Consider the following 24,182-nt stretch of genomic DNA (forward strand, 5'->3'; position numbering starts at 1 on the left):
CTCGCGGGCTGACCGCCGCGCGGCCTCAGAAGGGTGCGGTCGCGTACTCGGACTCCGAGTCGGGTGCGAACGCGATGGTGCTGACGGGTCGGTCGATGTAGGTCGACCCCGTCGGACTCGTCCATTCGAGCACTCCTCCTCCGCCCTGCACGGCGGTCCAGGAGGTCTGATGTTTGAGGGTGTGGTGTCGTCGGCAGAGGTTCGCGAGGTTGTCGGCCGTAGTCTTCCCGCCGCGGGCGAAGTCGAGTGTATGGTCGGCGTCGCATGTTCGGGTGGGCATGCGGCACCCGGGGAATCTGCAGTGCTGGTCGCGCACACGGAGGTGCCGGCGCATCTCTTCGCTTGGGCGATAGCGATCCACCGCCAGGACTGCGCCGGTGATCGGATGGGTGAGGATCCGATCCCATCCGGGTGCGTCCGCGGCGAGCATCCGCGCGGTGTCGGCGTCGATCGGACCGTGCCCGTCGAGCATGACCGCCTCGAACGGGTCGCGAACTCGGTCGTCGATGAGGGCGAGCACGGGCACGGTGACGCTCACGGTGGCGTGGATCTCCGTTGGCCCAGTGTCGTGGGCGACGGGATCGGCGGTGAGGATCAGGTCGAGCGTGACGTCGGCGCGCAGCTGATCCAGCGTGCGGGAGTCTTCGCGAAGACCGTCGACGGGTGCGAAGGTGGCGGCGGTTTCCGCGCTGTCGGCGGTGGACCCGGCATCTGTCGGCCTCTGCTTCGCGACCGCGTGGGCGAGCCGGGTGAGCCGGTCGTGCGAGGCGCGTACGAGAACGGTCGGGCCGACCAGATGCAGTTCGCTCATGCCGTCGTCGAGGTCGTCCACCCAGACACGGCGGCCGTGGCGGGCCCGGGAGTGACGGTCATCGAACGAGGTATCGCCGAACCATTCCGCACGTCTCTTCGCGATCGGGGCGAGCCGAGATGCCGACTCCGCTCTCGCGTAGTCCAGGACGGAGGCCTCGAATTCCGCTCGCAGCTCGGACCTGTCGATCACGATGCCCGCGGCGAGGATCACGCGAGCATGCGCCGCCGATATCTGGCCCGCGGCGAGAGCAGCATGCGTCTCGGGGAAGTCACCCACGAGCGCTGCGGCGTCGTCGATCTGCCGCTGCACCGTGCGGTCGCTCACGCGCCAGGCGGCGGCGATCTCGGCTGCGACGGATCGATGCGGAAACTCGGCTGTGCTGGTCGCGTCGGGATCGGCTTCGGCCGCCCAATCGTCGGCGATCACGCGGGCTTCGGCGAGGAGCTGCGCCTCGTGAGCCTGCAGGCGGGCCATCTCACGCCGGGTCCCGACCAGCTCCGGCAGAAGCGTCGCCAACCGCGCGTCAGCCCTCTTCGCGGCGGCGAGGGCGGAGGTGCTCATCTACCAATTGTGTCGAGGGGTTCCGACATCGCGGTCGGGGTTTCACCCGATCAACGAACGAAACGGGCCGAGCGTAATCACCCCCGCGCCCAGCCGTAGCCGCTGGCCCGCCGGACCGGAACGCGTGTCCGGCAGAATGTCGTTCTGCTGCGGATCGGCGACCGCCCGCCGGACACGCGCCTGCACTCTGCCGGACACGCGCCGCGCGCAGCAATCAGCCCTCGTGGTTGTAGTACGGCCAGGGGAGGAAGCGGCGTTCGCCACGGCGGTCCGGTCCCTCGAGGGCCACCTCGCCGGTCGCGGCCCACTCCACGCCCCGCGGGAACATGCGGATGAACTCAATGCGCCGGAACGTGTCGATGTCGTGCCCGATCGTGATCGTGAACGATCGGCCCTTGCCGTACTCGTTGATCCAGGCGATCGGCTGATCGGTGTTCATGCCGTTGAGTGCTGCGATGCCGCCCTCGGGGATGACCACCGGATAGTGCGACATCGGCCACACGGGCGCGTTCTCGTACGCCTCGAGGTCATCGAACGTCGTCAGCAGCACCTGCGCACCCTCGTACATGTCGACGCCGGTGAGGATGTCATCACCCGTGACGGTCCACGTCGCGGTGATGCCTTCGGTGATCGGATGCCGCGGCTCTACGGTCTTCAGAAGCGCCTCGCCCCAGGGCCGGGGGCGCAGGCCCGTCTCGTACGCGCTCAGCTTGGCCCCGCGCATGACGTTGTACTCCTCGGGGTACCCCCAGCGGTCCTCCTGCGCGGCAGACCCGTGGAACCAGACGATGCCCTTGCCGTCGTCGTGCACGAAGCGCAGGATCGCGGCATCCGTCTCCGCTCCGAACCCGACCGCCTTTTCGAAGAAGCCGTCCCGGCCCTCGAACACCACGATGAGCACGTCGTACTTGTCGATGATCTCCGCGCCGAGGCCGCGGGGGTCCTCCACGACCCGCACCTTGAAGCGGCCGGTGTCTTCGAGGAGCGTGGTCAGCCACTGGTTGTGCAGACGGAAGCTGCGGTGCTCGTTGTCGTGCTCAATCGTCATGTGTCCCGAGAGGATAAGGACGTTCAGAACAGTCATGCGTTCGCTCCGTTCAGTGCGCGGCGAGCCAGCGCGAGGTGGTCTCTGGTCATGGTGGTGGGGTCGTCGTCGAGCCATTCGTGGCCGCCCCATTCGCTGCAGAACGTACCGGCGAAGTCCGTCCCCAGCAGCAGGGCCCCGAGGTCGCGGATCGGCTGGCTCACGCGGTCATCGGCGTCGTCGAGATCCCAGAACTTGAGGTGGAACGCGCCGATCCACGGCAGCACATCTGCGATCACCGTCGCATCCGATCGCCCGAACCGCACGAGCATGTCCATGTACAGCGTGTGCACGGATGCCGGCACTCCGCCGGACCGGAGGAGGCCGACAATTGCACCCACGGTCGCCGGGTCGCGCCACTGATGCCGCAGGGTGTCGATGAGTTCTCCCGGCACGCCCCCCGCCTCGAGCCGCACAAGATAGCTCTCGGGAACCGCGGGCATGAACATCGAGATGTCCACCAGCAGTCGCACGTGCGGGTCGTCGATGCCCACGATCTGGTCGATCGCAGCTCCCGCCTGCGGCGAGCCGGGTGTCTGCGAGCCCTGGATCTCCTCGAACAGCGTGAGACCGGTCTCGTGCAGGATCGGCAGCACGCGCTCGAGCAGCGGCCGTCCGGCCTGTCCGATCGGCAGGCGCAGACCTCGCGCGCCGAGCTGGTGCGCGATCTCGATCTGCGGCAGGAGGAAGTCGAACCGCTCGTCGTCCGACCGGCGCGTGCCCTGCGGCGACCAGTCGTCGATGCTCGCGCCGAGGATGCTGATGCGCCCGCCGGCCGCGGCCAAGCGGTCGCCGAACGCCGCGGCATCCGCCTCGCTCCGTCCGGGGAACGACCGCCACAGCTGTCCCGGCTCCGCTTCGATCTCGCGAGTGAGGCCGGCCTGCACGATCCCGACCGCGATGTCGACGGCATCCCGCTCGCCGTCGATCATCTCGGGAGTCCAGTTGAAGGCCGACGCGCTGAGCACCCAGCCTGCCGGGAGCGAGCCATCGCTCACGAACGGCGCGGCATTGCTCAGCGTCGCCGCCGGAACGTGCGGCGCGTCGAGCACGAGCGGCCGCTCGGCGCGGAAGGGCAGTGTGAGCGGGCCGTCCGGGCCCACCTGGAGGTACGGGATGCGGAGCCCGAACTCGACCACGACGTCGTGGGTTCCGGGACTGAGCTCGCGCGGCAGGGCGAGTGCGACCCGATCCTGCTGGAACCACCACCCGTCGCCCTCGGTCAGCTCCGTCGGTGGCACCCGCCGGTCGCCGAGCACCACCGTGATGTCCTCGATCGGGGCTCCGTCGACCGTCACGATCGGCTCCTGGAGAGAGGTCAGGGGCAGCGAGCGGATCCACGGCAAGGAGACGCGCACGGCAGCTCCACCGGTGATCGAGATCAGCGAATCGTCGCGCAGCAACGGCAGCGTCATGGGCACATCCTCGTGTGGTCGACCGCAGGGCAGTGCGGCTTACGACGAGAATCTACACGCTTTAGTAGAAAAGCGAAATAAGTGTCAGATGGTCCCGTGCACCGCATGGATCGTCGGCTGCCCGTCCGCGAACCACCGAGGGAAGGTGACGTCGAACAGCTGCTCGCGCACCATCTCGGCGCCGCCGCGCAGGGGCTCGCGGAGGTCGTTCTGCGATTGCACGATGTTCAGGTCTCTGGTCGCGAGCGGCAGCGACAGCTCGTAGACCCGCTGACGCACCTCGGCCAGGAAGACCTCGCCCGCCCCGACGACAGCCCCGCCGATCACGATCGTGCCGGGATTGAACATGTTGACCAGCGCCGCAATCGACTCGCCGACCACGCGCGCGCATCGCTGGATGAGCGAGATCGCGAGCGCGTCGCCGTTCTCGGCGGCCCGGGCGATCGCTTCCGGAGTGAGTGGCTCCCCATCGCGCGTGTGCTGGGCCAACGCGCCGGTCGCACCTTCGGCGACGGCGAGCTCTGCGTCGCGCACGAGCGCCCAGCCCCCCGCGACCGCTTCGAGACATCCGATCTTGCCGCACCGGCATGTGGCTTCCGACCCGGCGACCCGGACGTGCCCGATGTCGCCGGCGGCACCGTTCGCTCCGCGGTGGATGCGGCCCTGCGATAGCAGTCCGGCGCCGATGCCGGAGCCGACCTTGCAGTAGATCAAGTCGAGGTGCTCGTCGCGGCGGCGCGAGCGTTCGTTGAGTGCGAGGAGATTCACATCGTTGTCGACCCAGACGGGCGCGTCATAGCGCTCTTCGAACCGGCGACGGATGTCGAACCCGTTCCATCCCGGCATGATGGGCGGCGCGACCGGCCGGCCGGATGCGAAGTCGACCGGACCAGGGATGCCGACGGAGATGCCCCATACCGGCACATCAGGCGTCCGCGAGAGCACTTCGTCGATCATCGCGAGCGCCGTGTCGAGTGTCTCGGCCGGCCCGCGAGCGATGTCCCACGTGCGGTGGGTCTGTTCGAGGATGTCGCCCTCGAGCATCGCGACTCCGACGTGGATGTGCAGAGCGCCCAGAGCGCAGACGATGATGCGGCCGCGTCCGCTGCGGAAGCGCAGGGTTCGGGGAGCTCGCCCGCCGGAGGACGGGCCGAACTCGCCGTCCTCGAGGTAGCCCATCTCGATCGCCTGGTCGACGCGCTGCGTGACGACTCCGCGTCCGAGGCCCGTGACCCGTCCGATCTCGGGGCGGGTGGACGCCTCGCCCGCGCGCACCATGTTGACGATCCGCAGAAGGCTCGTCACTTCGTCGGTCTGAGCGCCGAAGCGCAGCGTGGACTCCTTGGCCATGGTCGATTTTCACACAAGATGGGTCTGCTTCGGAGCATCTGATGACATCTATGGTCAACTTTCTCAAAACTTAGGTACGCTTCATGCAAAACCGTGAACGAAGGAGCAACGATGCCCCACGGTGTCGGAATCGTCGGCGCAGGCCCCGGCGTGTCTGCGCTGCACCTGCCGACCCTGGCGCGGCTGAGCGGCGAATTCGACGTCATGCACATCTCCGACGGGGGGAGTGGCCGCGCGCAGGAACTCGCCGAACGGATGGGCGCGCGCTGGTCATCCGGCATCGCCGAGCTGCTGGCCGATCCCCGGGTGGAGGTCGTCGTGCTCGCCAGCCCGCCCGCCGAGCACGCGCGCCAGATCCTTGCGGCCGTCGCCGCCGGCAAGCGCGCGATCCTGTGCGAAAAGCCGCTGGCGACCACTCTCGAGGATGCCGATGAGGTGATCACCGCATGCCGTGTGGCGGGCACCGCGCTGCTGATCGGCACCAACCATCTGTACGATCCCGCCTGGGGCCGCGCGAAGCATCACCTGCTGGCCGGTGGGCACCGGGTGCGCGCGATCTGCGTCACTCTGGCGCTCCCGCCCAACGCTCGATACCACGACGTCGTCACCGAACTGTCGGCGCCCGCTGCGGCTCCGGGGCGCGGCGGCGCGCCCTTGCATCTGCCGCAGGTCGCGGCATCCGTGGTCCGCCAACTGATCACAGGACTCGCAGTCCACGAACTGCCGATGCTGCGCGATCTCGCGCCGACGATCGAGCGGGTGGTGTTCGCGCGGGCGATCGCCCCGATCGGCTACGTGCTCGGCTACCGGGCATCGGGGATCCCGGTGCGGATGGCCACCGTGATGCTGCCCGACGGAGCCGACGCGCTGTGGAACCTCGAGATCATCACCGACACCGATGTGCTCACGGTGTCGTTCCCGCCCGCCTTCGTCCACGTCGGCAGCGCCGAGGTGCGCGTCGTCACCGAGACCGGTAAGCGCACCACCTATCCGATCGACGACACCGACGGCTACCTTGCCGAGTGGCGAGCGCTCGCCGACGTGCTGAACGGCTCGAGTGTGGTCGAGTACGACGAGCTGCTCGACGATGCGCGCTACGCGATCACTCTGGCGGATGCCGCATCCGAGCTGATCGGGAGCGCCCGATGATCGACGTCGATGCTCCCGCCGGCCGCTATCGCGAGGCCCTCGCCGAACTTCCCCTGAGCGCTCGCCATGCTGCGCGGCCGGAAGGAGCGATCGTCGTCGTGCCGGGCCGGGGGGCGTGGGTCGACGATGCCCTCGCGGCCGTGTCGGCTGGCGCGATCGCTCTCGTGATCGCCGGCCCCGCTGCCGCCCCCGCAGCCCACCTGCGCCGCCTCGCGGGGACCCGCATCCCGATCGTCCTCGAACGTGTGCTGCTGCGGGCCGATGTGAGCGCGGATGCCGTCGGCGCGCGAGCGGCGACGCTCGGCGGCATGCCGCCTCGGGTGCTCGTGGCCGACGTCGCAGCATCGCGCGCGGGGCTCAGCGCCGCAACGCGGGACGCGGTCGGATGGCTGCGCGTCCTCGCCGGGGAGTCACTCACGCTCGTCGCCGCCGACGGAGGTCTGGCTCTGCTCGAGACGAGCACCGGTACCGCGGCGACATTGACCGCCGTCGTCACGGCGCGATCTCATGCCGGACGCATCCGGGTGCAGGCGCTCGGCGAGGTCATCACCGACGTCGCGGTCGAGGGGCGCGCAGCCCGACTGGCCACCGCGAGTCCGGCTGGACGCCTCATCTCGCCCCCGCGATTTGAGTCCTCGGAGCGACTCGCGGTGCGCCGCGCCGTCGAGGCTCTCGCCGCGCAGACCACGCCCACCGATCTGTCCGACCTCGTCGCCGACACCGAGCTGGTCGAGCAGATCTTGCGGCCCGCTCGCTAAAGAATCGGCTGCCGAACCCATATCTTCCGCGCGAACCCATGCGCCCGCGTACGGCGGAGCGCGAGGGTTCGCGGCGAATGCATGGGCTCGCGACACCTGGGGAGCGATACCCGCCCGACATAGACGCGGCTGATTCTCGACATAGGCGATATGGGATTCCCGGATATGCCTGAGTCGGGCGAAAGTGGTTTTGGGATCACCCGCTTGTCTTGTCGAAAGGATCGAAGATGATCAAGCTCCTCTCTCACCTCTCCTACGTCGCGATCACCGCGCCGGATGTCGAGGCGTCCGTGAAGTTCTACGAAGACCAGGTCGGACTCACCGTCGTGGATCGCGTGGACGGCGCCGTGTACCTGCGCTGCTGGGGCGACTACTACGCCTACTCGCTCGTCATCCTGCCCGGCCACGAGCCCAGCCTCGCCACCATGGCCTGGCGCACCTCGAGCCCCGAGGCGCTCGAGGAGGCCGCCAAGCGCATCGAGGCTGCCGGCGTGCAGGGCGAGTGGATCGACGACGCTCACAAGATCGGTCGCGCGTACCGCTTCACCGGCCCGTTCGGTCACTCGATGACCCTGCACTGGGATGTCACCCGCCACGACGCACCCGGGCATGTCGCATCCATCTACCCCGACCGCCCCGAGAAGCGCAGCAAGATCGCCGGCGCTCCGCGCCAGCTCGACCACGTCACCGTCGCCGCGAGCAACGTCGACGAGTTCGTGCAGTGGTACGTCGACGTGCTCGGCTTCCGGTTCATGGCGCGCACCGTCTTGGACGAGGCGCCCATCTCGGTCTTCTCCGTGCTGACCACCAACGAGAAGTCGCACGACCTCGGTGTCGTGCTCGACGGCTCGAGCCGCGCCGGTCGCATCAACCACTACGCGTTCTGGGTCGACACCCGCGAGGAGCTGCTGATCGCGGCCGACACGCTCATGGAGAACGGCACCCCGATGGAGTACGGGCCGAACATCCACGGCATCGGCGAGCAGACGTTCCTCTACTACCGCGAGCCCTCCGGCCTGCGAATCGAGCTGAACACCGGCGGGTACCGCAACTACGTGCCGGACTGGGTGGCGAACACCTGGAAGCCGTCGCAGGGCTCGAACAACTTCTACCGCAACGGCGCGATGCCGATGTCGATGACGGAGTCCTTCCCCGCTGCCGACGGCCCCAGCGCGACCGAAGAGGGCGTGCCCGACGAGATCAAGGACGCTCTCCTCAACCCCTACGCCAAGCACGGCCAGGGCTGACAAGCTGCGCGCCAGCAGGCCAGGGGTCTGGGGCGAAGGCCCAGAATGAACTCTGGGCGGCCCGCCGTGAATGCCGGGCCGCCCAGAACACCACTCGCACGACGATGAGCGACGAACGGAACAACGCACAATGACGACCGACCGACTCGATGCGCCGTTCGCGCTCGCCCGCTTCCGCGAGGGGGATGCCGTCACCCTCGGGCTCGTCGCCGGCGACCGCATCCGGCGCCTCACCACGGACGAGCTCGGCGCCGCGAGCCTGAACGCGTTCCTGGCCGCACCCGATTGGGATCGCCTCGGCGCTCTGGTCGATGCGGAGGACGGATGGATGCCGCTGGCCGAGGTCACCCTGACGGCTCCGGTCGAGCCGCGCCAGGTGCTGCAGGCCGGCGCGAACTACCGCCAGCACGTGATCGAGCTCGTCGCGGCGGGACTCACGAACAACAGCGACCGCACGCCCGAAGAGGCGCGCGAGTTCGCTGCCAAGATGATGGATGACCGCGCCGCGAACGGCGAGCCGTACTTCTTCATCGGCCTGCCGGCGTGCGTCGTCGGCGATGACGTTCCGCTCGCGCTGCCCGCCTACAGCGAGGTGCACGACTGGGAGCTCGAACTCGCGATCGTGATCGGCCGCGAGGCGTTCCAGGTCTCGCGCGAGGATGCCCTCACCCACGTGGCCGGCTACACGATCGTCAACGACATCACGACGCGCGATCTGGTGTTCCGCAAGGACATGAAGGAGATCGGCACCGACTGGTACCGCTCCAAGAACGCACCCGGGTTCCTGCCCACCGGCCCGTTCCTGGTCCCCGCGCCCTTCGTCGACGGCGGCGATCTGAACGTGCGCCTCGAGCTCAACGGCCAGGTCATGCAGGACGGATCGACCGACGATCTGCTCTTCGACATCCCGTCGCTCGTCTCCGGCGCCTCGCAGACCATGCCGCTGCTGCCGGGCGACATCCTGCTCACGGGCAGCCCGGCCGGCAACGGTCAGCACTGGAAGCGGTTCCTCCGCGACGGCGACGTGATGACCGGCTCGATCTCGGGGCTCGGCACCCAGGTGGTGCGGTGCGTGGCGGCATCATGACGACCCCGTCCGAGAACCCCGCCGACCTCGACCGCGCCGACCCCGAAGGCGAGATCGGCGCGCGCGCGGAGGCGTACCGCAACTGGGGACGCTGGGGCGAGGACGACGTGCTCGGCACCCTGAACTTCATCGATCCGGCAAAGCGGATCGAAGCGGCCGCCCTCGTGCGCGAGGGAAGGGTCGTGTCGCTGTCGCAGTCGTTCGACACGAACGGCCCGCAGAAGGGCTGGCGCAGGCGCACGAATCCGGTGCACACCATGACCGACACCGGCGTCGACGCCGAGCGCGGCAACCAGGGCTTCCCGCACGGCATCGGCGGGGCTGACGACGTCATCTCGATGCCCCTCCAGTGCTCGACCCAATGGGACGGCCTCGGCCACATCTTCGACCACGGCAACGCGTGGAACGGTCGGCGCGCGGGCGACGTGGTCACGAGCGAAGGCGACCTGATCACGGGCATCGAGCATGCCGCATCCGTGATCGTCTCCCGCGGCGTGCTGCTCGATCTCGGTCGGCATCTCGCACCCGAGACGGGCGAACTCGCCGACGGCTACGCCATCACCGCGGGCGACCTCGACTCTGCCGCTGCCGCGCAGGGTGTGACGGTCGGCCGCGGCGACATCGTCCTGGTGCGCACCGGCCAGCTCGCGCGTGCGCGACGCGACGGCTGGGGCGACTACGCCGGCGGCCCCGCCCCCGGACTCTCGCTCACCACGGCGGGCTGGCTGCATCGCACCGAGATCGCCGCGATCGCGACCGACTCGTGGGGCTTCGAGGTGCGCCCCAACGAGTTCGACGCGCCGGCGTTCCAACCGCTGCACCAGGTGGTCATCCCGAACCTCGGCCTGACGATCGGCGAGATGTGGGACCTCGAGACGCTCGGCGAGGTCTGCGCGGCATCCGGTCGATACGACTTCCTCCTCTCCGCCGCTCCGCTGCCGATCACCGGCGCGGTCGGCTCTCCCATCAACCCCGTCGCGATCCTGTAGATCCGGCTCTCCACACCACAACAGCACCCGAGAAGAACAGAGAGGTTCTGACATGACCGCAGTCCAGAAGGTCGCCATCGTCGGCAGCGGCGTCGCGGGACTCGCCGCCGCCATCCAGCTCGCCAAGGCGGGCGTCGCCGTCGACGTGTTCGATGCCAAGCCCGAGCTCAGCACGGCCGGCTCGGGAATCTCGCTGCAGGGCAACGCGCTGCGCGTGTTCGACGCGCTCGGCGCATGGGACGACATCCGCGCGGCCGGCTTCCACTTCGAGGGGCTCAATCTGCGCGCGCCCGGCCCCGGCGCCCCGGTTGTCGCCCAGCTGCCCGACGTCAAGTCGGGTGGGCCGGACTACCCGGCCGCGATGGGCATGCCGCGAGCGGACCTCGCCCGCATCCTGCTCGACCACGCACAGCGCGCGGGAGCGAACGTGCGCTTCGGTGCGAAGGTCACCGGTGTCGACGCCCGCGCCGACGACGCCGTCGAGGTCTTCGTCGACGACGAGTCGGCCGGGGAGTACGACCTGCTGATCGGCGCCGACGGCCTCAACTCGACCGTCCGCGACCTCATCGGCATCCAGACCAAGCCCGAGCCCACCGGCATGGGGATCTGGCGCACATTCGTCTCCCGTCCGGCCGAGGTCGAGCGGGCCGAGCTGTACTACGGCGGCCCGGTCTACATCGCCGGCTATACACCCACCGGGGAGGACAGCATGTACGCCTACCTCGTCGAGAAGGCCGAGGACCGGTTCGGCACCTCCGACGAGGACGCCACTCGGATCATGCTCGAGGAGTCGCGCGCCTACGACGGGCCGTGGAACTCGATCCGCGCAGACCTCGCAGCGGGGGCGCACGCGAACTACACCTGGTTCACGAAGCACATCGTCGACGCGCCGTGGAACCGCGGCCGGGTCGTCATCATCGGGGATGCCGCGCACAGCTGCCCTCCGACGATCGCGCAGGGCGCCGCGCAGGGTCTCGAAGACGCCCTCGTCCTCACCGAGCTGCTCGTGCAGCGGGATGCCGTCGACCAGGAGCTCTGGGACGAGTTCCACGGGCGGCGCCTCCCGCGCGCGCAGGCCGTCGTCGAGGCCTCCGTGCAGCTCGGCCAGTGGCAGATCGACGGCAACCGCGACGCGGACGCCGGCGGACTGATCTTCGGGATCGCCCAGAAGATGGCTGAGCCCGCATGAGTGACCAGCACGCCATGAACGGTGTCACGGTCACCGACGTCCATGCGCACGTGCTGCTGCCCGCACTGCAGGCCGAGGTCGAGCGCCGGGTGCCCGACGCCGTCCGCGAGGCGGCCGCCCTCGAGCTGAAGCGCAACGGCGCCGAGAGCCTCGCCGTGTCGGGGGCGATGGTCGGCGCGCGCATCCCGAAGCTCACCGATGTGACGGTGCGGCTGGCCGAGATGGATGCGCAGGGCGTCGACCGGCAGTGGGTCAGCGCATCGCCCAACCACTTCTACCCCTGGGCTCCCGAGGGCCTTGCCGTCTGGGCCGCGAACGAGGCCAACCGTCTGGTCGCCGCGCACGTCGCGCAAGAGCCCGATCGCCTGACCGGACTCGGTCTCGTCCCGCTGCAGCATCCCGAGCGCATCGTGGAGTGCCTCGACGACGCCGTGCTCGGCCGTGGTCTGGCGGGGGTCGAGATCTCGTCGTTCGCCGGCGACGTCGAGCTGTCCGACCCGCGCCTCGAGCCCTTCTGGGCGCGGGCCGCCGAGCTGCGTGCGGTCGTCTTCCTGCACCCGTTCGGCTGCAGCCTCGACGAGCGGCTCGACCGCTTCTACCTGGCCAACACCGTGGGTCAGCCCGCCGAGAATGCCGTCGCCCTCTCGCACCTCATCTTCGCGGGCGTGCTGGACCGGCATCCCGATCTGAAGATCGTCGCCGCACACGGCGGTGGGTACCTGCCGACGGCGATCGGCCGCTCCGACCGCGCCTGGAAGGTGCGACCCGAAGCGCGCCGCTGCGAGCACGCACCGTCGACCTACCTGCGCAGGATCTGGTTCGACACAGTCGTGCACGACCCGCACGCACTGCGCACGCTGGTCGAGGTGGCCGGCGGATCGCAGGTGGTGCTCGGCAGCGACTACCCCTTCGACATGGGACTCGACGACCCGGTCTCGCTCGTGCGCGGTGCAGGTCTGCCCGCCGAACTCGAACAGCGCATCCTCGGCGGCAACGCCGACTCCCTGCTGGAAACCCGGGTGCGCGCATGAGGGTCGCGCGCTGGCGTGACGGCGCCGATACCGGTGAGGGCTTCGTGATCGACGACCGAGTGGTGCCGTTCCCCGACGGCCTGACGGTCGCCGAGGTGCTGGCTCAGGGGCTGGATGCCGCGCACGGCCTGCTCGCGCGCGTCGATGCAGGGGGTACACCGCTCGCCGATGTCCAGCTGCTCGCCCCAGTCGTGCCGGCAGCGATTCGGGACTTCGTCACGTTCGAGGAGCACGTCGAGGGCGTGAGTGCCGGTGTCGAGGGCAAGAGCGAGGTCGTGCCCGAGTGGTACCAGGCGCCCACCTTCTACTTCACCAACCCGCACACCGTGCTCGGGCCCGGCGAGCCGGTGAGCCCGCCAGAGACCCAGCGCCTCGACTTCGAACTCGAGCTCGCTGTCGTGATCGGGGGTGTCGAGGGGTCCGACGGCAGGAACCTCACACCTGAAGCCGCGGCATCCCATGTCTTCGGCTACACGATCATGAACGACTGGTCGGCGCGGGACCTGCAGGCCAGAGAGATGAAAGTGCGCCTGGGGCCGGCGAAGGGCAAGGACTTCGGCCTGAGCCTCGGGCCGTGGATCGTCACGGCCGACGAGCTCGCGCCGTTCCTCGACGACGACGGCTTCCTCTCGGTGCGGGCGGAGGTGTTCGTCAACGGCGAGCTGATCGGCGAAGACCTGGTCTCGAACATGGGCTGGCCGTTTCCCGAGCTGATCGCCTACGCCGCGCGCAACTCCCGTGTGGTCCCCGGTGACGTGCTCGGTTCGGGCACCGTCGGCAACGGCGGCTGCCTCGGGGAGCTCTGGGGCAGGGCGGGCGGACTCACGCCTCCGCCGCTGGCCGAGGGCGACGAGGTGCGCATGGTGATCGAGGGCATCGGCGAGCTGACCGCTCGCGTCGGTGCGGCTGTCGCCGCGCCTGCGGTGCACGCCGCGCGCGCGCGGACGCGGGCACGATCGCACGGCTGACTTAGGTTGCTTTCAGACTAAAGGTCGCCTAGAATGGACATGGCGCCGGGATCCTTCAGATCCGTTCTCCGCGTGATGCCGCGCAGGAGGCACACCCCGTCGCGTCGACGACCCGATCGTTCGGGCAGATCACGTATGCCTCTTTCTCCGTGGAGACTCCGTCTCCTCATGATCTCCCTGTTCACCGTCTCGTTCCTCGGTGCGCTCGACCACACGGTGGTGGCCACTTCGCTCGCCACGATCGCCGGCGACCTCGGCGCCGTCCAGCAGATGAGCTGGGTGATCGTCGCTTACACGCTCGCGAGCACCGTCGTGCTGCCGGTGCTCGGCAAACTGGCCGACCTCGTCGGAGCCCGTTTCATCTTCCTCGCGAGCCTCGTGCTGTTCATCGTCGCGTCGCTCCTGTGCGGCTTCGCGCAGGACATGACGCAGCTCGCCCTCGGCCGCATCGCGCAGGGGGTGGGCTCCGCGGGGCTGCACCTCATGCCGCAGACGATCATCGGCGAGGTCACCTCGCCGCGCCAGCGGCCCCGGGTCCTGTCGATCATCGGAACGGCGTTCCCGGTCGCGATCCTGGTCGGGCCCCTCGCCGGCGGGCTGATCACCGACGCGTGGGGGTGGCGCTGGGTCTTCTGGATCAACATCCCGGTCGGCCTCATCGCGCTCGGCCTCGCCGTCGTCGCCGTGCCGCACATCGCCGGCCGGTCGGGCCGCCGCTTCGACATCGCGGGAGCAGTCACGCTCGGTTTCACCGTGACGGCCCTCGTGCTCGCCGCCGGATGGGCGAGCGCTGGCACCGCAGGCACGACAGTGATCGTCGCGGCGCTGATCGCGATCCTCGGGCTCGCCGCGTTCATCGCGATCGAGCTCCGCGTCGCCGAGCCGCTCGTACCGCTCCGCCATTTCGCGAACCGCACGGTGCTCATCACGATCATCCTGTCGACCGTGATCGGCGTGGGCCTTTTCTCGGTCGTCTCATACGTACCGACCTACATCCAGATGGCGTATCGCACGTCCGCGACGGTGTCGGGACTCGTGCCGATCGCGACCGTGTTCGGGATGCTGGTCTCCACGCTCCTGACCGGCTGGCTCTCGAGCAGGACCGGGCGCTACCGCGCGTTCCCGATCTTCGGCACTTCCGTGGCCGCCGTCGGCCTTCTGATCATGGCCCTGCTGCCTGCAGGCATGCCGCTGTGGGTGCCGATGGCCGCCATGTGCCTGGTCGGCATCGGCACTGGCTCGTTCATGAACATCATCGTCGCGGTCGCGCAGAGTGCCGCGACGCGCAGCGACACCGGCAGCATCACCGCGACACTGAGCCTGGTGCGCCAGGTCGGCTCGACCACGGCCACCGCGATCGTCGGCGGGCTCATCGGCGCCGGAGTGGCCGCCGGGCTGCCGGCCGGCCTTGCGACGCTGACTCCGCATGCCGTGCGCGAGGCCCCGGTCGCGGTGCAGCTGCAGGTGGCCGAGCTGTACTCGAGCGTGCTGGCGCCGATCTTCGTCGGCCTCGCGATCGTCTACGCGCTCGGCGTCGTCGCAGCGCTGCTGCTGCCCGACGGGCGACTGTCCGACGAGATCGAACATCCCGCTCGCGACGCGGCCGAAGCGGCCATCGCCTGAGCACCCGACCCCGCACTCGAAGAGGAGACGCCATGTCACAGCATCCATCCCAGTCAGCCGGCCCCACGATCGTCGTCGTCGGCAGTGGCCCGATCGGCTCCGCCTACGCCCGCGTGCTCGTCGAGGGCATCCCGGACGCGCAGGTGGTGATGTTCGAGGCCGGTCCGCAGGTGACCGAGGTCCCCGGGGCCAGCGTGCGCAACATCGCCGATCCTGACGAGAAGGAGCACGCCCGCGAGCTGTCGCAGGGCCCGCAGGCCGGCGCGCTGCGCGAGTCGCTCGGCATCCCCGGCAGCGTCGTGGTCGAGGGCATGTTCACCGCACGGCAGGGGACGCACCTGATCGACTTCGGCGGCGAAGGCTCCGGCCACGCGCCGACCTTTCCGGCTGCCGCGGCGTCGACGAACGTCGGAGGGATGGGCGCGCACTGGACCTGTGCGACGCCGTCGCCGGCGTTCAGCGAGAAGATCCCGTTCATCGCCGACGACGAGTGGGACGACCTCCTCGCGGTGGCGAAGGACCTCCTGCACGTGCAGAGTGCGGCCTTCGCCGACTCCGCCGTCGGCGAGGGCATCCGCTCGCTGCTGGAGGAGGAGTTCGCCGGCGAGCTGCCCGAGGGCTTCCGGCCGAGCACCCTTCCGGTTGCCGGCGACCCGCAACCGGACGGCACGATGCGCTGGGCTGGAGCCGATGTCGTGCTGGGGCCGCTCGTGGACGCCGCCTCGACGCTCAGCGAGCGGTTCGAGCTGCACGACCTGTCGCTCGTCCGCCGCGTCGAGGTCGAAGGCGGGCGCGCGACCGGCGTGACCGTCGAAGACCTGCGCACGCGCGAGACGCGGTTCGTGCCGGCCGACCTCGTGGTCGTCGCCGCGGACGCATTCCGCTCACCGCAGCTGCTATGGGCATCCGGCATCCGTCCGCATGCTCTCGGCCACTATCTGACCGAGCACCCTGTGGTGATCTCGACGGTCGCCGTCGACGCCGCCCGGATCGGCCGCTTCGCGACCGAGGACGATCTGGATGCCGAGATCGCGCGCCGCTCGGTCAACCCGGCGGATCCGGTCGCCGCGGTCAACCGCATCCCGTTCTCGGAGCCCGACCACCCGTTCTCGCTGCAGGTGATGTACGCCGAGAACCCGCCGTTCCAGCTCGATCCGTCGCACCCGGCCGCGGGCAACCGCTGGGGCTACGTGAACATGGGCTACGGGATGCGCAAGCGCCCGCGCTTCGAAGACGGCGTCACCTTCTCCGATGACGAGCTGGACTATCGGGGCTTCCCGAACATGACGATCGAGTACGCGCTGACCGATGCCGAGCATGCGGAGATCGCGGCGGCCACCGAGCGCCTGCGCCGTGCGGGGAACGCGCTGGGCGAGTTCGTCGCCGAGCCGCGGCTGCTGCCGAACGGATCGAGCCTGCACTACATGGGCACGACCCGCATCGGCGAGTCCGACGACGGCACCTCCGTCGCCGACCCGTGGTCGCGGGTGTGGGGCGTCGACGGGCTGGTCGTGGGCGGAAACGGTGTCATCCCCACGGCGAACGCGATGAACCCGACGCTCATGAGTGTGGCGGTCGCAGTGCGCGGGGCGCGCAAGGCGGTCGAGGACCTCGCGCAGGAGACAGCCCAGAGTCGCACCCCGATCGGCTCCTGACACCCCGCAGACCGTCGGTGTCCCACTTGTGCATGCGACACGCCGAGCGTCGCATGCACAACTGGGACACGGGGGAGCCGGCATCAGCCTTCGGCGATGCGGTCGGACATGAACTTCACGCCCGCTGACGAGGTCGCTCCGCCGTCCACCGGGATCTCCGCCCCGGTGACATACGCTGCGGCATCCGAAAGCAGGAACACCACCACCCGCGCGACCTCGTCGGGATTCCCGAAGCGCTCCAGGGGCGTGAGGGCGAGCTGCGCATCGCGCATGGCCGAGGGGGCGTTCGCGGTCATCGGCGTCTCGATGAAGCCCGGGTGCACGATGTTGACCCGGATGCCGCGGGAGCCGAGCTCGGTCGCGGCGACGTGGGTCAGCCCGCGCAGCCCCCACTTGCTCGACGTGTACGCAACCGGGTAGTGCGCGTTGAGCGCCGCCGAAGAGCCGATGTTGACGATCGACGATCCCTCGGCCATGAGCGGGGCGAGGGCCTGGATGCCGAGCATCGGACCCGTCAGGTTGACCGCGAGCACGCGGTCCCAGTCCGCGCGGTCGGTCGCGCCGAGGCGCGTGCGGTGCGTGATGCCTGCGTTGTTGACGAGGCCCCGGAGGGGTTCGCCGTCCAACCGGGTGGCGAGGTCGGCGGCGAGCGCCTGCCAGTGCGCCTCGTCCGACACGTCGAGCTGCCGATACGCGATGCGCGTGCCGGTGAGCGCGGGGGCGGCATCCGCGATGTCGGTCGCGATCACGCGGGCGCCGGCCTCGTCGAGCAGCAGCGCCGCGGCCAGTCCCTGACCGCCGGCGGCGCCCGTGACGACGATGGTCCGGCCGGCGAGTCCTTCGTGGCTCATGGGCTGCTCCCGCGGTTCGCGCGGGCCGCGTCGCCCGCGCTTCGACGCTAGCCGGGGTGCCGGCCCGAGGGAATCGAGGTTCGGTGATGCCGCGCATCAGAACTCCCGAGGGCGCAGCCCGGCCGGGCGCGGGAGGATGGGCGTATGGACCGCTCCCCGCTCGCGCCGGCGACGCTGTTCTCGTGCGCCGGGCAGGTGGCCATCGTGACGGGCGCCGGCACCGGCATCGGGCGCGCGTGCGCCGAGGCGCTCGCCGCAGCCGGTGCGCGCGTGGTGCTCGCCGGGCTGCCCGACTCCGAGCCGGAGCGCGCGGCCGCCGAGCTGAGTGGCCAGGGCTACGAGGCCGTGGGCGTGGAGTGCGATGTGACGGATGCCGCGCAGCTGAGCCGGCTCGTGGTCGCGACCGTGCAGCGATGGGGCCGCATCGACACCGTGCTCGCGAACGCCGGCGCCGCATTCGATGTGCCCGCCGCCGCCGACGCGCTCGATCGCATGGACCGGATGTACGCGCTGCACGTTCGGGCCGTCGCCGCGCTGGCTGAGCTGGCGCTGCCGATCGTCGCGGATGGAGGCGGGGGAGCATTCCTGATCATGTCCAGCCTGTCGGGCCTGCGCGGCAACCGAGTGCTGTCGGGATACGGCGTGACGAAGGCGGCCAACGCGCAGCTGGCCCGCAACATCGCCGTGCAGTGGGGGGCGCGCGGAGTGCGCGCCAACGCGATCTCGCCGGGCGTGATCGCCACCGAGTTCGCCGCACCGATCACCGCCGACCCGGATGCCGCCGCGGTGAGACTCGCGAAGACTCCGCTCGGCCGCTTCGGAACCCCCGCCGAGGTCGCCGGAGCGGTGGTCTGGCTGGCGTCACCGGCGGGTGCGTTCGTGACGGGTCAGAACATCGTGATCGACGGCGGTACGCTCATCTCCGACTGAGGGGCGACGGGCGAGCGGACGCCGGCGTTCATCCGTCACCCGCGCACGCGAGAACGGCCTGAACCCGTACCCGGGTGACGGATGAACGCCGCACTCCAACCGAAAGCAGGTACCCGTGAGCCTGGACGTCGCAGCCCTGCGAGCGAGCTTCCCCTCGCTCGCATCCGGAATCGCGCATTTCGACGGACCGGGCGGCACCCAGACCCCCGCCGTCGTGGGCGAAGCGGTCGCCCGCACCCTGACGGGACCACTGTCGAATCGCGGCACCTCGATCGCGAGCGAGCGGAACGCCGAGCAGGCGGTCGCCGAGTTCCGCGATGCGATCGCCGATCTGCTCGGCGCCGATCCCCGAGGCGTCGTCTACGGCCGCAGCGCGACGCAGCTCACCTACGACTTCTCGCGCACCCTCGCCAAGACCTGGTCCGAGGGCGACGAGATCGTGGTCACGCAGCTCGATCACGACTGCAACGTGCGGCCATGGGTCCAGGCGGCGCGGGCCACGGGCGCCGTGGTGCGCTGGCTCCGCCTGAACCCGGACACGGCAGAGCTCGACCTCAGCGGGCTCGACGAGGTCGTCAACCACCGCACCCGACTCGTCGCGGTGACTGGCGCATCCAACCTGCTCGGCACGAAGCCACCCGTCGCCGAGATCGCACGGCGAGCCCACGAGGTGGGTGCGCTGGTCTACGTCGACGGGGTCCACTGCACCGCACACGCGGCCGTCGACGTCGGAGCGCTGGGCGCCGACTTCTTCGTGTGCTCGCCCTACAAATTCTTCGGACCGCACTGCGCCGCGCTCGTCGCGGCACCGGCGCTGCTGGAATCGATGGCGCCCGACAAGCTCCTGCCGTCGACCGACGAGGTCCCCGAGAGGTTCGAGCTCGGCACCCTGCCCTACGAGATCATGGCGGGCGTCACGGCGGCCGTCGACTTCATCGCCGCGCTCGCACCTGACGGCGGCTCGAGGCGTGATCGACTCGTCGCCGCCAACGAGCTCATCGACGAATACGAGCTCGGGCTGCGTCGGCGGATCGAAGCCGGTCTCGAGGCGCTCGGCGACCGCGTGGTCGTACACTCCCGTGCCGTCGATCGCACCCCCACGCTGTTCTTCACGTTCCCTTCGCACGACGCGGCCGATGCGTCCCGACACCTCGCTCAGCGCGGGATCCTCGCTCCGGCCGGCACGTTCTACGCGTACGAGCCATTCCGCGCACTGAACCTGCCGGTCGAGAGCGGGATGCGCGTCGGTCTCGCGCCGTACAACGACGGCAGCGACGTGGACCGACTCCTCGACGCGCTCACCGAGTTCCTCTGAGGCCTACCCACCGCGGGTGGTGCCCTCCCGACCATGTCGGGCACACGACCAGGTCGCGGCCGCATTCCGAGGGGACACGGCTAGACGTCGCGAGCACCCAGCAGCCGTTCCAGCCAGTCCTCCCGTGCGCGCACCGCGGCCTGGGAGAGCGCGGCCTGCGGTGCGATCCCGTCGAATCCGTGATAGCCGCCCGGCCAGACGTGCAGCTCCGCCACGCCCCCCGCGGCCCAGATGCGACTGGCGTACGCCACATCCTCGTCACGGAAGGTGTCGGCCGAGCCGACGTCGATGAAGGTGGGGGGAAGACCCGACAGATCGGTGGCGCGAGCGGGTGCCGCGTACGGCGAGATGCTCCCGCTCCGGTCCGCGCCGAGCAGCGCCGACCAACCCAGCTCGTTGTCGGATCGGTTCCACATGCGCAGCGAGGCCATCTGACGCGCAGACACGGTGTCGTTTCGATCGTCGAGCATGGGGCACATCAGCAGCTGGCCGCGCAGCGCGGGCCCGCCCCGATCGCGGGTGAGCAGCGTCACGCCGGCGGCGAGTCCTGCTCCGGCGCTGCCGCCGATGATCACGACTCGAGTGGGATCGATGTCGAGCTCGGTCGCGTGCGCGAAGACCCACTGCAGTCCCGCGAAGCAGTCCTCGACCGGGCCGGGGTGTGGCGTCTCCGGAGCGAGCCGATACTCGACCGAGACGACCGCGGCGCCCACCCGCGCAGCCAGAGCGAGGATCTCGCCCAGGGCATCGCGCGGTGATCCTGAGATCATGCCGCCGCCATGGATGGAGAACAGCGCGGCCGTCGGCAGAACGACCGCCGCGGGGCGGCAGATGAGCAGCCGGATGTCCGGCGCACCTTCCGGTCCGGCGACGACGCGCTCATCCACGACGTACTGGCCGTCTCTCTCGAGATCGGCATCCGTGGGGCGGGGCATGAACTGATCGGCCGCCGCCCGCATGTGCGGGATCGACTCCGGTGTCAGCGGCGGGAACACGGGCATCCCCGCGAGCACGGCCGCACATTCTTCGTCGTACGGCGGCGGGGGACCGACCTCGGCGGCGGCGTCCACGTTCGTCACGCTCAGGCCGCTCAGTCCGAGAGTCCGCGCGCCTGCCGCACCAGCTGGGCGTACGCTCCGGCGCTCGGCTTGGCCGTGCGTTCGAAGGTCTCCCGATCGACGGAATGCAGGCCGAGCTTCGGGCCGTAGCCGAAGATCCACTCGAAGTTGTCCATCAGGGTCCAGTGGCAGTACCCGAGCACGGGCACACCATCGGCGATCGCCTGGGCGAGGCCCTCGAGCGACGGCTCGATGAACCCGGCCCGGATGCCGTCATCCGGGGTGCTGACGCCGTGCTCGCTCACCAGGATCGACACACCGCTCACCGCGTAGGCGTACTCGACGGCGCCGCGCAGCGAGTCGGGATCGACGGGCGTGCCCATTCCGTTGAGCACGGCGCCCCCGTCCGCCGGCAACAGTCCGTCGGGTCCGTAGTGCAGGCGCTCGTAGTTCTGCACGCCGACGAAGTCGTCGTCCGCGGCGAGGCGCAGCCAGTAGTCGTAGACCTCCGCGCGCTTGCGCGCCACGAGCTCTTCGCCCCCGGGCGCCGCCACGTCGTCGCACATGGCGAGCGAGAGGCCGACGGGCAGATCCGCGCGGCGCGCCTTGATCGCAGCCTTGCCGGCGAGGTGCGCGGCCGTCATGCCCGCCCGCATCCCGGCGAAGTCCTCACGCAGCATGACGTTGCCGGCGCGGTAGCGCTCGACGCCCGCACTCCGCTGTGCGGCCTCCAGCGTCGCCCGCTCGAGGTCCACGATGAAGTCGGGCAGGCCCGCCCACGTCAGCATCTCGGGCAGGTCGGGCTCGTTGAACGTGACCGCCAGACGGATGCGGTCACCGAAGCGGTCCATCACGACACCGCAGTACCGGGCGAACAGCTCGGGCGCTTCGGGGTCGAGCCAGGCGCCCCGCGCGGCGAACCAGTGCGGCGAGGTGAAGTGATTGAAGGTCACGAGCGGCGCGAGACCACGGGCGATGCATCCGTCGACGAGCGCTTCGTAATGCGCGAGCGCCTCCTCGGAGAACTCGCCCTCGACCGGCTCGATGCGGGCCCACTCGACCGAGAAGCGGTATGCGTTGAGGTTCATGCCGGCGACCAGGTCGAGGTCGGACTCCCACAGCTCCCAGCCGTTCGCGGCCTTGCCGGAACGCTCTTGGAAGACCGTCGGGGTGACGTTCTCCAGGAACCACGTGTCGCTGTCGACGTTGTCCCCCTCGTTCTGATGTCCGGCGGTGGCGACGCCCCAGAGGAAGTCGGCGGGGAAGGATGCTGCGGGCATGAGTGGTCCTCTCTGAACTCGCTCCCATCGTCGCACACTTGTTCATTCTGTGAAAGCATGTTTCACTAGGAACACTGAATAGCAACGCCATGTTAGGCCGTCGCTAACGCACCGCAGAGTGAATCCGAATGGCCAAAGCGGCCGCAGCGGGTCAACCTGTACCCAAGGATCGCCGCCCGATTGCGATCCGCGACACCGAAGTCCAACACAGCCCATCGATCACAGGAGATCAGGATGTCTCGAATCACCACAGCCCGCGGCGCCGCCGTCCTTGCGGCCGTCGCCGCAACAGCCCTGGCGCTCAGCGCGTGCACCGGCTCCGGGGGAGGCTCCGCCAGCGGCGGAGCGGCCGACACGTCGAAGCTGGTCATCGGCCTCGATTCCGACCAGGCCGCCCTGGGTTACGACCCCGTTCGCTATGCCGCCGGACAGCGGTTCTTCTTCGAGGGCATCTACGACTCCCTGTTCGTCCTGGACGAGGACGGTGCCGTCGTTCCCGACCTCGTGACCAACTTCGAGTACAACGCCGACCAGACGCAGCTGACGCTCGACCTGGACACCAGCGCGACTTTCGACGACGGATCCACGCTCACCGCCGATCTCGTCAAGGAGAACCTCGACGCGCGCGGCAACCCCGACCTTTCTGCGTACAGCGGATTCGCCACCGGTGGTCAGAACGAGATCACCGATGTCGCCGTGGTCGACGAAGACACGGTCACGCTCACCTTCGCGGCGCCGCAGCCTGGATTCGAGTCGAACCTCGTGCTTCCAGCCGGTGCGATCGTCGGACCCACCGGCGCCGCGGACCGCTCGACGCTCGACTCGACGCCGGATGGTTCCGGCCCGCTCGCACTCGACGCTGACGCGACGGTCAAGGGCAACTCCTACCTTCTGGTCAAGAAGGACGACAACCCCGCCGCGGCCGACTATCCCTTCGACTCGTACGAGTTCAAGCCGATCCTCGACCCGCAGGCTCGTGTCAACGCAGCCATCTCGGGTGAGGTGGACATCGCCAACATCACGGCTGACACGCAGGCGCAGGTCGAGTCGGCCGGCACGGGCCTCGTCGCCAACGGCGGCACCGTGCAGAACATCATCGCGTTCGACAAGGTCGGGGCGCTCGGTCCGCAGTGGGCGGACCCGCGGGTATACCAGGCGCTCTCGATGGCCATCGATCGTGAGACCTACGTCAACGCGGTGCACCCGGGAGAGATCCCGACGGCCAACGCCATGCCCGCCGACAGCCCCGGGTTCCTGCCCGAGCTCGACGAGCAGTACGCCTACGACCCCGAGGGCGCCAAGGCGCTGCTGGCCGACGCCGGGTACCCGAACGGCTTCACGTTCGACTTCACGATCAACCAGGGCAGCCAGCGCGACCTCGAGGCGCTTCAGCCGTACTGGGCGGCGATCGGGGTCACTGTGAACCTGAAGAACGCCGCATCGACGGAGGAGCTGTTCGCGGTCGTGCAGACGGAGCCGCTCGGCGGACCGATCCCGCTGACGTGGACGAACCCCCTCGGCAACGTCTTCGGCGTGCTGTTCGGCTTCGCGAACTTCCACGGCGCCACGAATGACCAGATCCAGGCGGCCGCCGGCGCGTTCGGTGCCGCTCAGGGTGCGGGCGACGCAGACGCGCAGGCCACAGCGCTGCAGGACCTGAACACGGCGATCGTCGACTCGGGATGGCTCATCCCGCTCTACGAGCAGCTCGCACCGTGGGCATACAACACGGAGAAGGTCGCCGAGCTGACGTTCCCGGGCGCCGAGGCGTTCCCGATCCTCGCCACCATCCAGCCCGCGTCCTAACCTGATGTCGGTGCCGGCGGCC

20 protein-coding genes are annotated in these 24,182 nt (G+C 69.7%); 13 read left to right on the top strand and 7 right to left on the bottom strand.

The genetic code is table 11. The annotated features are described in order from the left end of the window. Positions 1–25: 25 nt before the first annotated feature. From BM349_RS12850 to BM349_RS12870, 4 genes are all read right to left on the bottom strand, one after another. Complete coding sequence (locus tag BM349_RS12850; RefSeq protein WP_091707341.1) at positions 26–1,375, bottom strand: HNH endonuclease signature motif containing protein; 1,350 nt, start codon at positions 1,373–1,375, stop codon at positions 26–28. 214 nt (positions 1,376–1,589) lie between these two features. Beyond that, complete coding sequence (locus BM349_RS12855; protein WP_091707342.1) at positions 1,590–2,459, bottom strand: ThuA domain-containing protein; 870 nt, start codon at positions 2,457–2,459, stop codon at positions 1,590–1,592. Next, positions 2,456–3,874, bottom strand: coding sequence for a sugar phosphate isomerase/epimerase (locus tag BM349_RS12860; protein ID WP_254773887.1), 1,419 nt, complete (start codon positions 3,872–3,874; stop codon positions 2,456–2,458). The genes BM349_RS12855 and BM349_RS12860 overlap by 4 nt, the downstream gene beginning before the upstream one ends. A gap of 84 nt (positions 3,875–3,958) precedes the next feature. Continuing rightward, positions 3,959–5,224: an ROK family protein gene (locus BM349_RS12870; RefSeq protein WP_091707343.1), complete on the bottom strand. Its 1,266-nt coding sequence runs from the start codon at positions 5,222–5,224 to the stop codon at positions 3,959–3,961. Positions 5,225–5,335: 111 nt separating this feature from the next. Here BM349_RS12870 and BM349_RS12875 point away from each other — a divergent pair, with 111 nt between their 5' ends. The 10 genes from BM349_RS12875 (at position 5,336) to BM349_RS12920 (ending at position 16,920) form a co-directional block, all read left to right on the top strand. Further along, positions 5,336–6,373 (top strand): Gfo/Idh/MocA family protein, encoded by a 1,038-nt coding sequence (locus tag BM349_RS12875; protein WP_091707344.1) that lies wholly within the window; start codon positions 5,336–5,338, stop codon positions 6,371–6,373. Continuing rightward, positions 6,370–7,131, top strand: a complete 762-nt coding sequence (locus BM349_RS12880) for a hypothetical protein (RefSeq protein WP_091707345.1) — start codon at positions 6,370–6,372, stop codon at positions 7,129–7,131. Before BM349_RS12875 ends, BM349_RS12880 begins: the two co-directional genes overlap by 4 nt. Before the next feature lie 227 nt (positions 7,132–7,358). Beyond that, positions 7,359–8,378: a VOC family protein gene (locus BM349_RS12885; RefSeq protein WP_091707346.1), complete on the top strand. Its 1,020-nt coding sequence runs from the start codon at positions 7,359–7,361 to the stop codon at positions 8,376–8,378. A gap of 130 nt (positions 8,379–8,508) precedes the next feature. Then, entirely contained in the window at positions 8,509–9,465 is a 957-nt protein-coding gene (locus tag BM349_RS12890) for a fumarylacetoacetate hydrolase family protein (protein WP_091707347.1), read from the top strand. Continuing rightward, complete coding sequence (locus tag BM349_RS12895) at positions 9,462–10,454, top strand: cyclase family protein (protein ID WP_091709245.1); 993 nt, start codon at positions 9,462–9,464, stop codon at positions 10,452–10,454. Before BM349_RS12890 ends, BM349_RS12895 begins: the two co-directional genes overlap by 4 nt. Before the next feature lie 52 nt (positions 10,455–10,506). Beyond that, a complete protein-coding gene (locus BM349_RS12900; RefSeq protein WP_091707348.1) occupies positions 10,507–11,643 on the top strand; it encodes an FAD-dependent monooxygenase in 1,137 nt (378 codons plus the stop codon). Continuing rightward, entirely contained in the window at positions 11,640–12,674 is a 1,035-nt protein-coding gene (locus tag BM349_RS12905) for an amidohydrolase family protein (RefSeq protein ID WP_254773888.1), read from the top strand. Before BM349_RS12900 ends, BM349_RS12905 begins: the two co-directional genes overlap by 4 nt. Next, positions 12,671–13,642 carry a fumarylacetoacetate hydrolase family protein gene (locus BM349_RS12910; RefSeq protein ID WP_091707350.1) on the top strand — a complete coding sequence of 324 codons (972 nt, stop codon included), beginning with the start codon at positions 12,671–12,673 and terminating at the stop codon, positions 13,640–13,642. Before BM349_RS12905 ends, BM349_RS12910 begins: the two co-directional genes overlap by 4 nt. A gap of 168 nt (positions 13,643–13,810) precedes the next feature. Further along, positions 13,811–15,265, top strand: a complete 1,455-nt coding sequence (locus BM349_RS12915; RefSeq protein WP_254773890.1) for an MFS transporter — start codon at positions 13,811–13,813, stop codon at positions 15,263–15,265. Between the two features lie 32 nt (positions 15,266–15,297). Further along, positions 15,298–16,920 carry a GMC oxidoreductase gene (locus tag BM349_RS12920; protein ID WP_091707352.1) on the top strand — a complete coding sequence of 541 codons (1,623 nt, stop codon included), beginning with the start codon at positions 15,298–15,300 and terminating at the stop codon, positions 16,918–16,920. An 83-nt stretch (positions 16,921–17,003) separates the two neighbouring features. On the opposite strand, the gene BM349_RS12925 is transcribed toward BM349_RS12920, so the two are convergent. Continuing rightward, positions 17,004–17,771: an SDR family NAD(P)-dependent oxidoreductase gene (locus BM349_RS12925; protein WP_091707353.1), complete on the bottom strand. Its 768-nt coding sequence runs from the start codon at positions 17,769–17,771 to the stop codon at positions 17,004–17,006. Between the two features lie 144 nt (positions 17,772–17,915). On the opposite strand from BM349_RS12925, the gene BM349_RS12930 reads away from it, so the two are divergent. Next, positions 17,916–18,701: an SDR family NAD(P)-dependent oxidoreductase gene (locus tag BM349_RS12930; protein ID WP_091707354.1), complete on the top strand. Its 786-nt coding sequence runs from the start codon at positions 17,916–17,918 to the stop codon at positions 18,699–18,701. A 115-nt stretch (positions 18,702–18,816) separates the two neighbouring features. Next, positions 18,817–20,016: a cysteine desulfurase-like protein gene (locus BM349_RS12935; protein ID WP_091707355.1), complete on the top strand. Its 1,200-nt coding sequence runs from the start codon at positions 18,817–18,819 to the stop codon at positions 20,014–20,016. A gap of 80 nt (positions 20,017–20,096) precedes the next feature. On the opposite strand, the gene BM349_RS12940 is transcribed toward BM349_RS12935, so the two are convergent. Continuing rightward, the gene (locus BM349_RS12940) at positions 20,097–21,095 is read right to left on the bottom strand and encodes an alpha/beta hydrolase (RefSeq protein ID WP_254773891.1); all 999 of its coding nucleotides are present in this window, start codon (positions 21,093–21,095) and stop codon (positions 20,097–20,099) included. An 11-nt stretch (positions 21,096–21,106) separates the two neighbouring features. Continuing rightward, complete coding sequence (locus BM349_RS12945) at positions 21,107–22,354, bottom strand: glycoside hydrolase family 1 protein (RefSeq protein WP_091707356.1); 1,248 nt, start codon at positions 22,352–22,354, stop codon at positions 21,107–21,109. A 234-nt stretch (positions 22,355–22,588) separates the two neighbouring features. Here BM349_RS12945 and BM349_RS12950 point away from each other — a divergent pair, with 234 nt between their 5' ends. Next, on the top strand, positions 22,589–24,160 hold the full coding sequence (locus BM349_RS12950) for an ABC transporter substrate-binding protein (RefSeq protein WP_091707357.1): 1,572 nt from the start codon (positions 22,589–22,591) through the stop codon (positions 24,158–24,160). The last annotated feature ends 22 nt before the right edge of the window (positions 24,161–24,182 follow it).

The organism is Microbacterium sp. cf046, assembly GCF_900114345.1.
Lineage (GTDB): Bacteria > Actinomycetota > Actinomycetes > Actinomycetales > Microbacteriaceae > Microbacterium.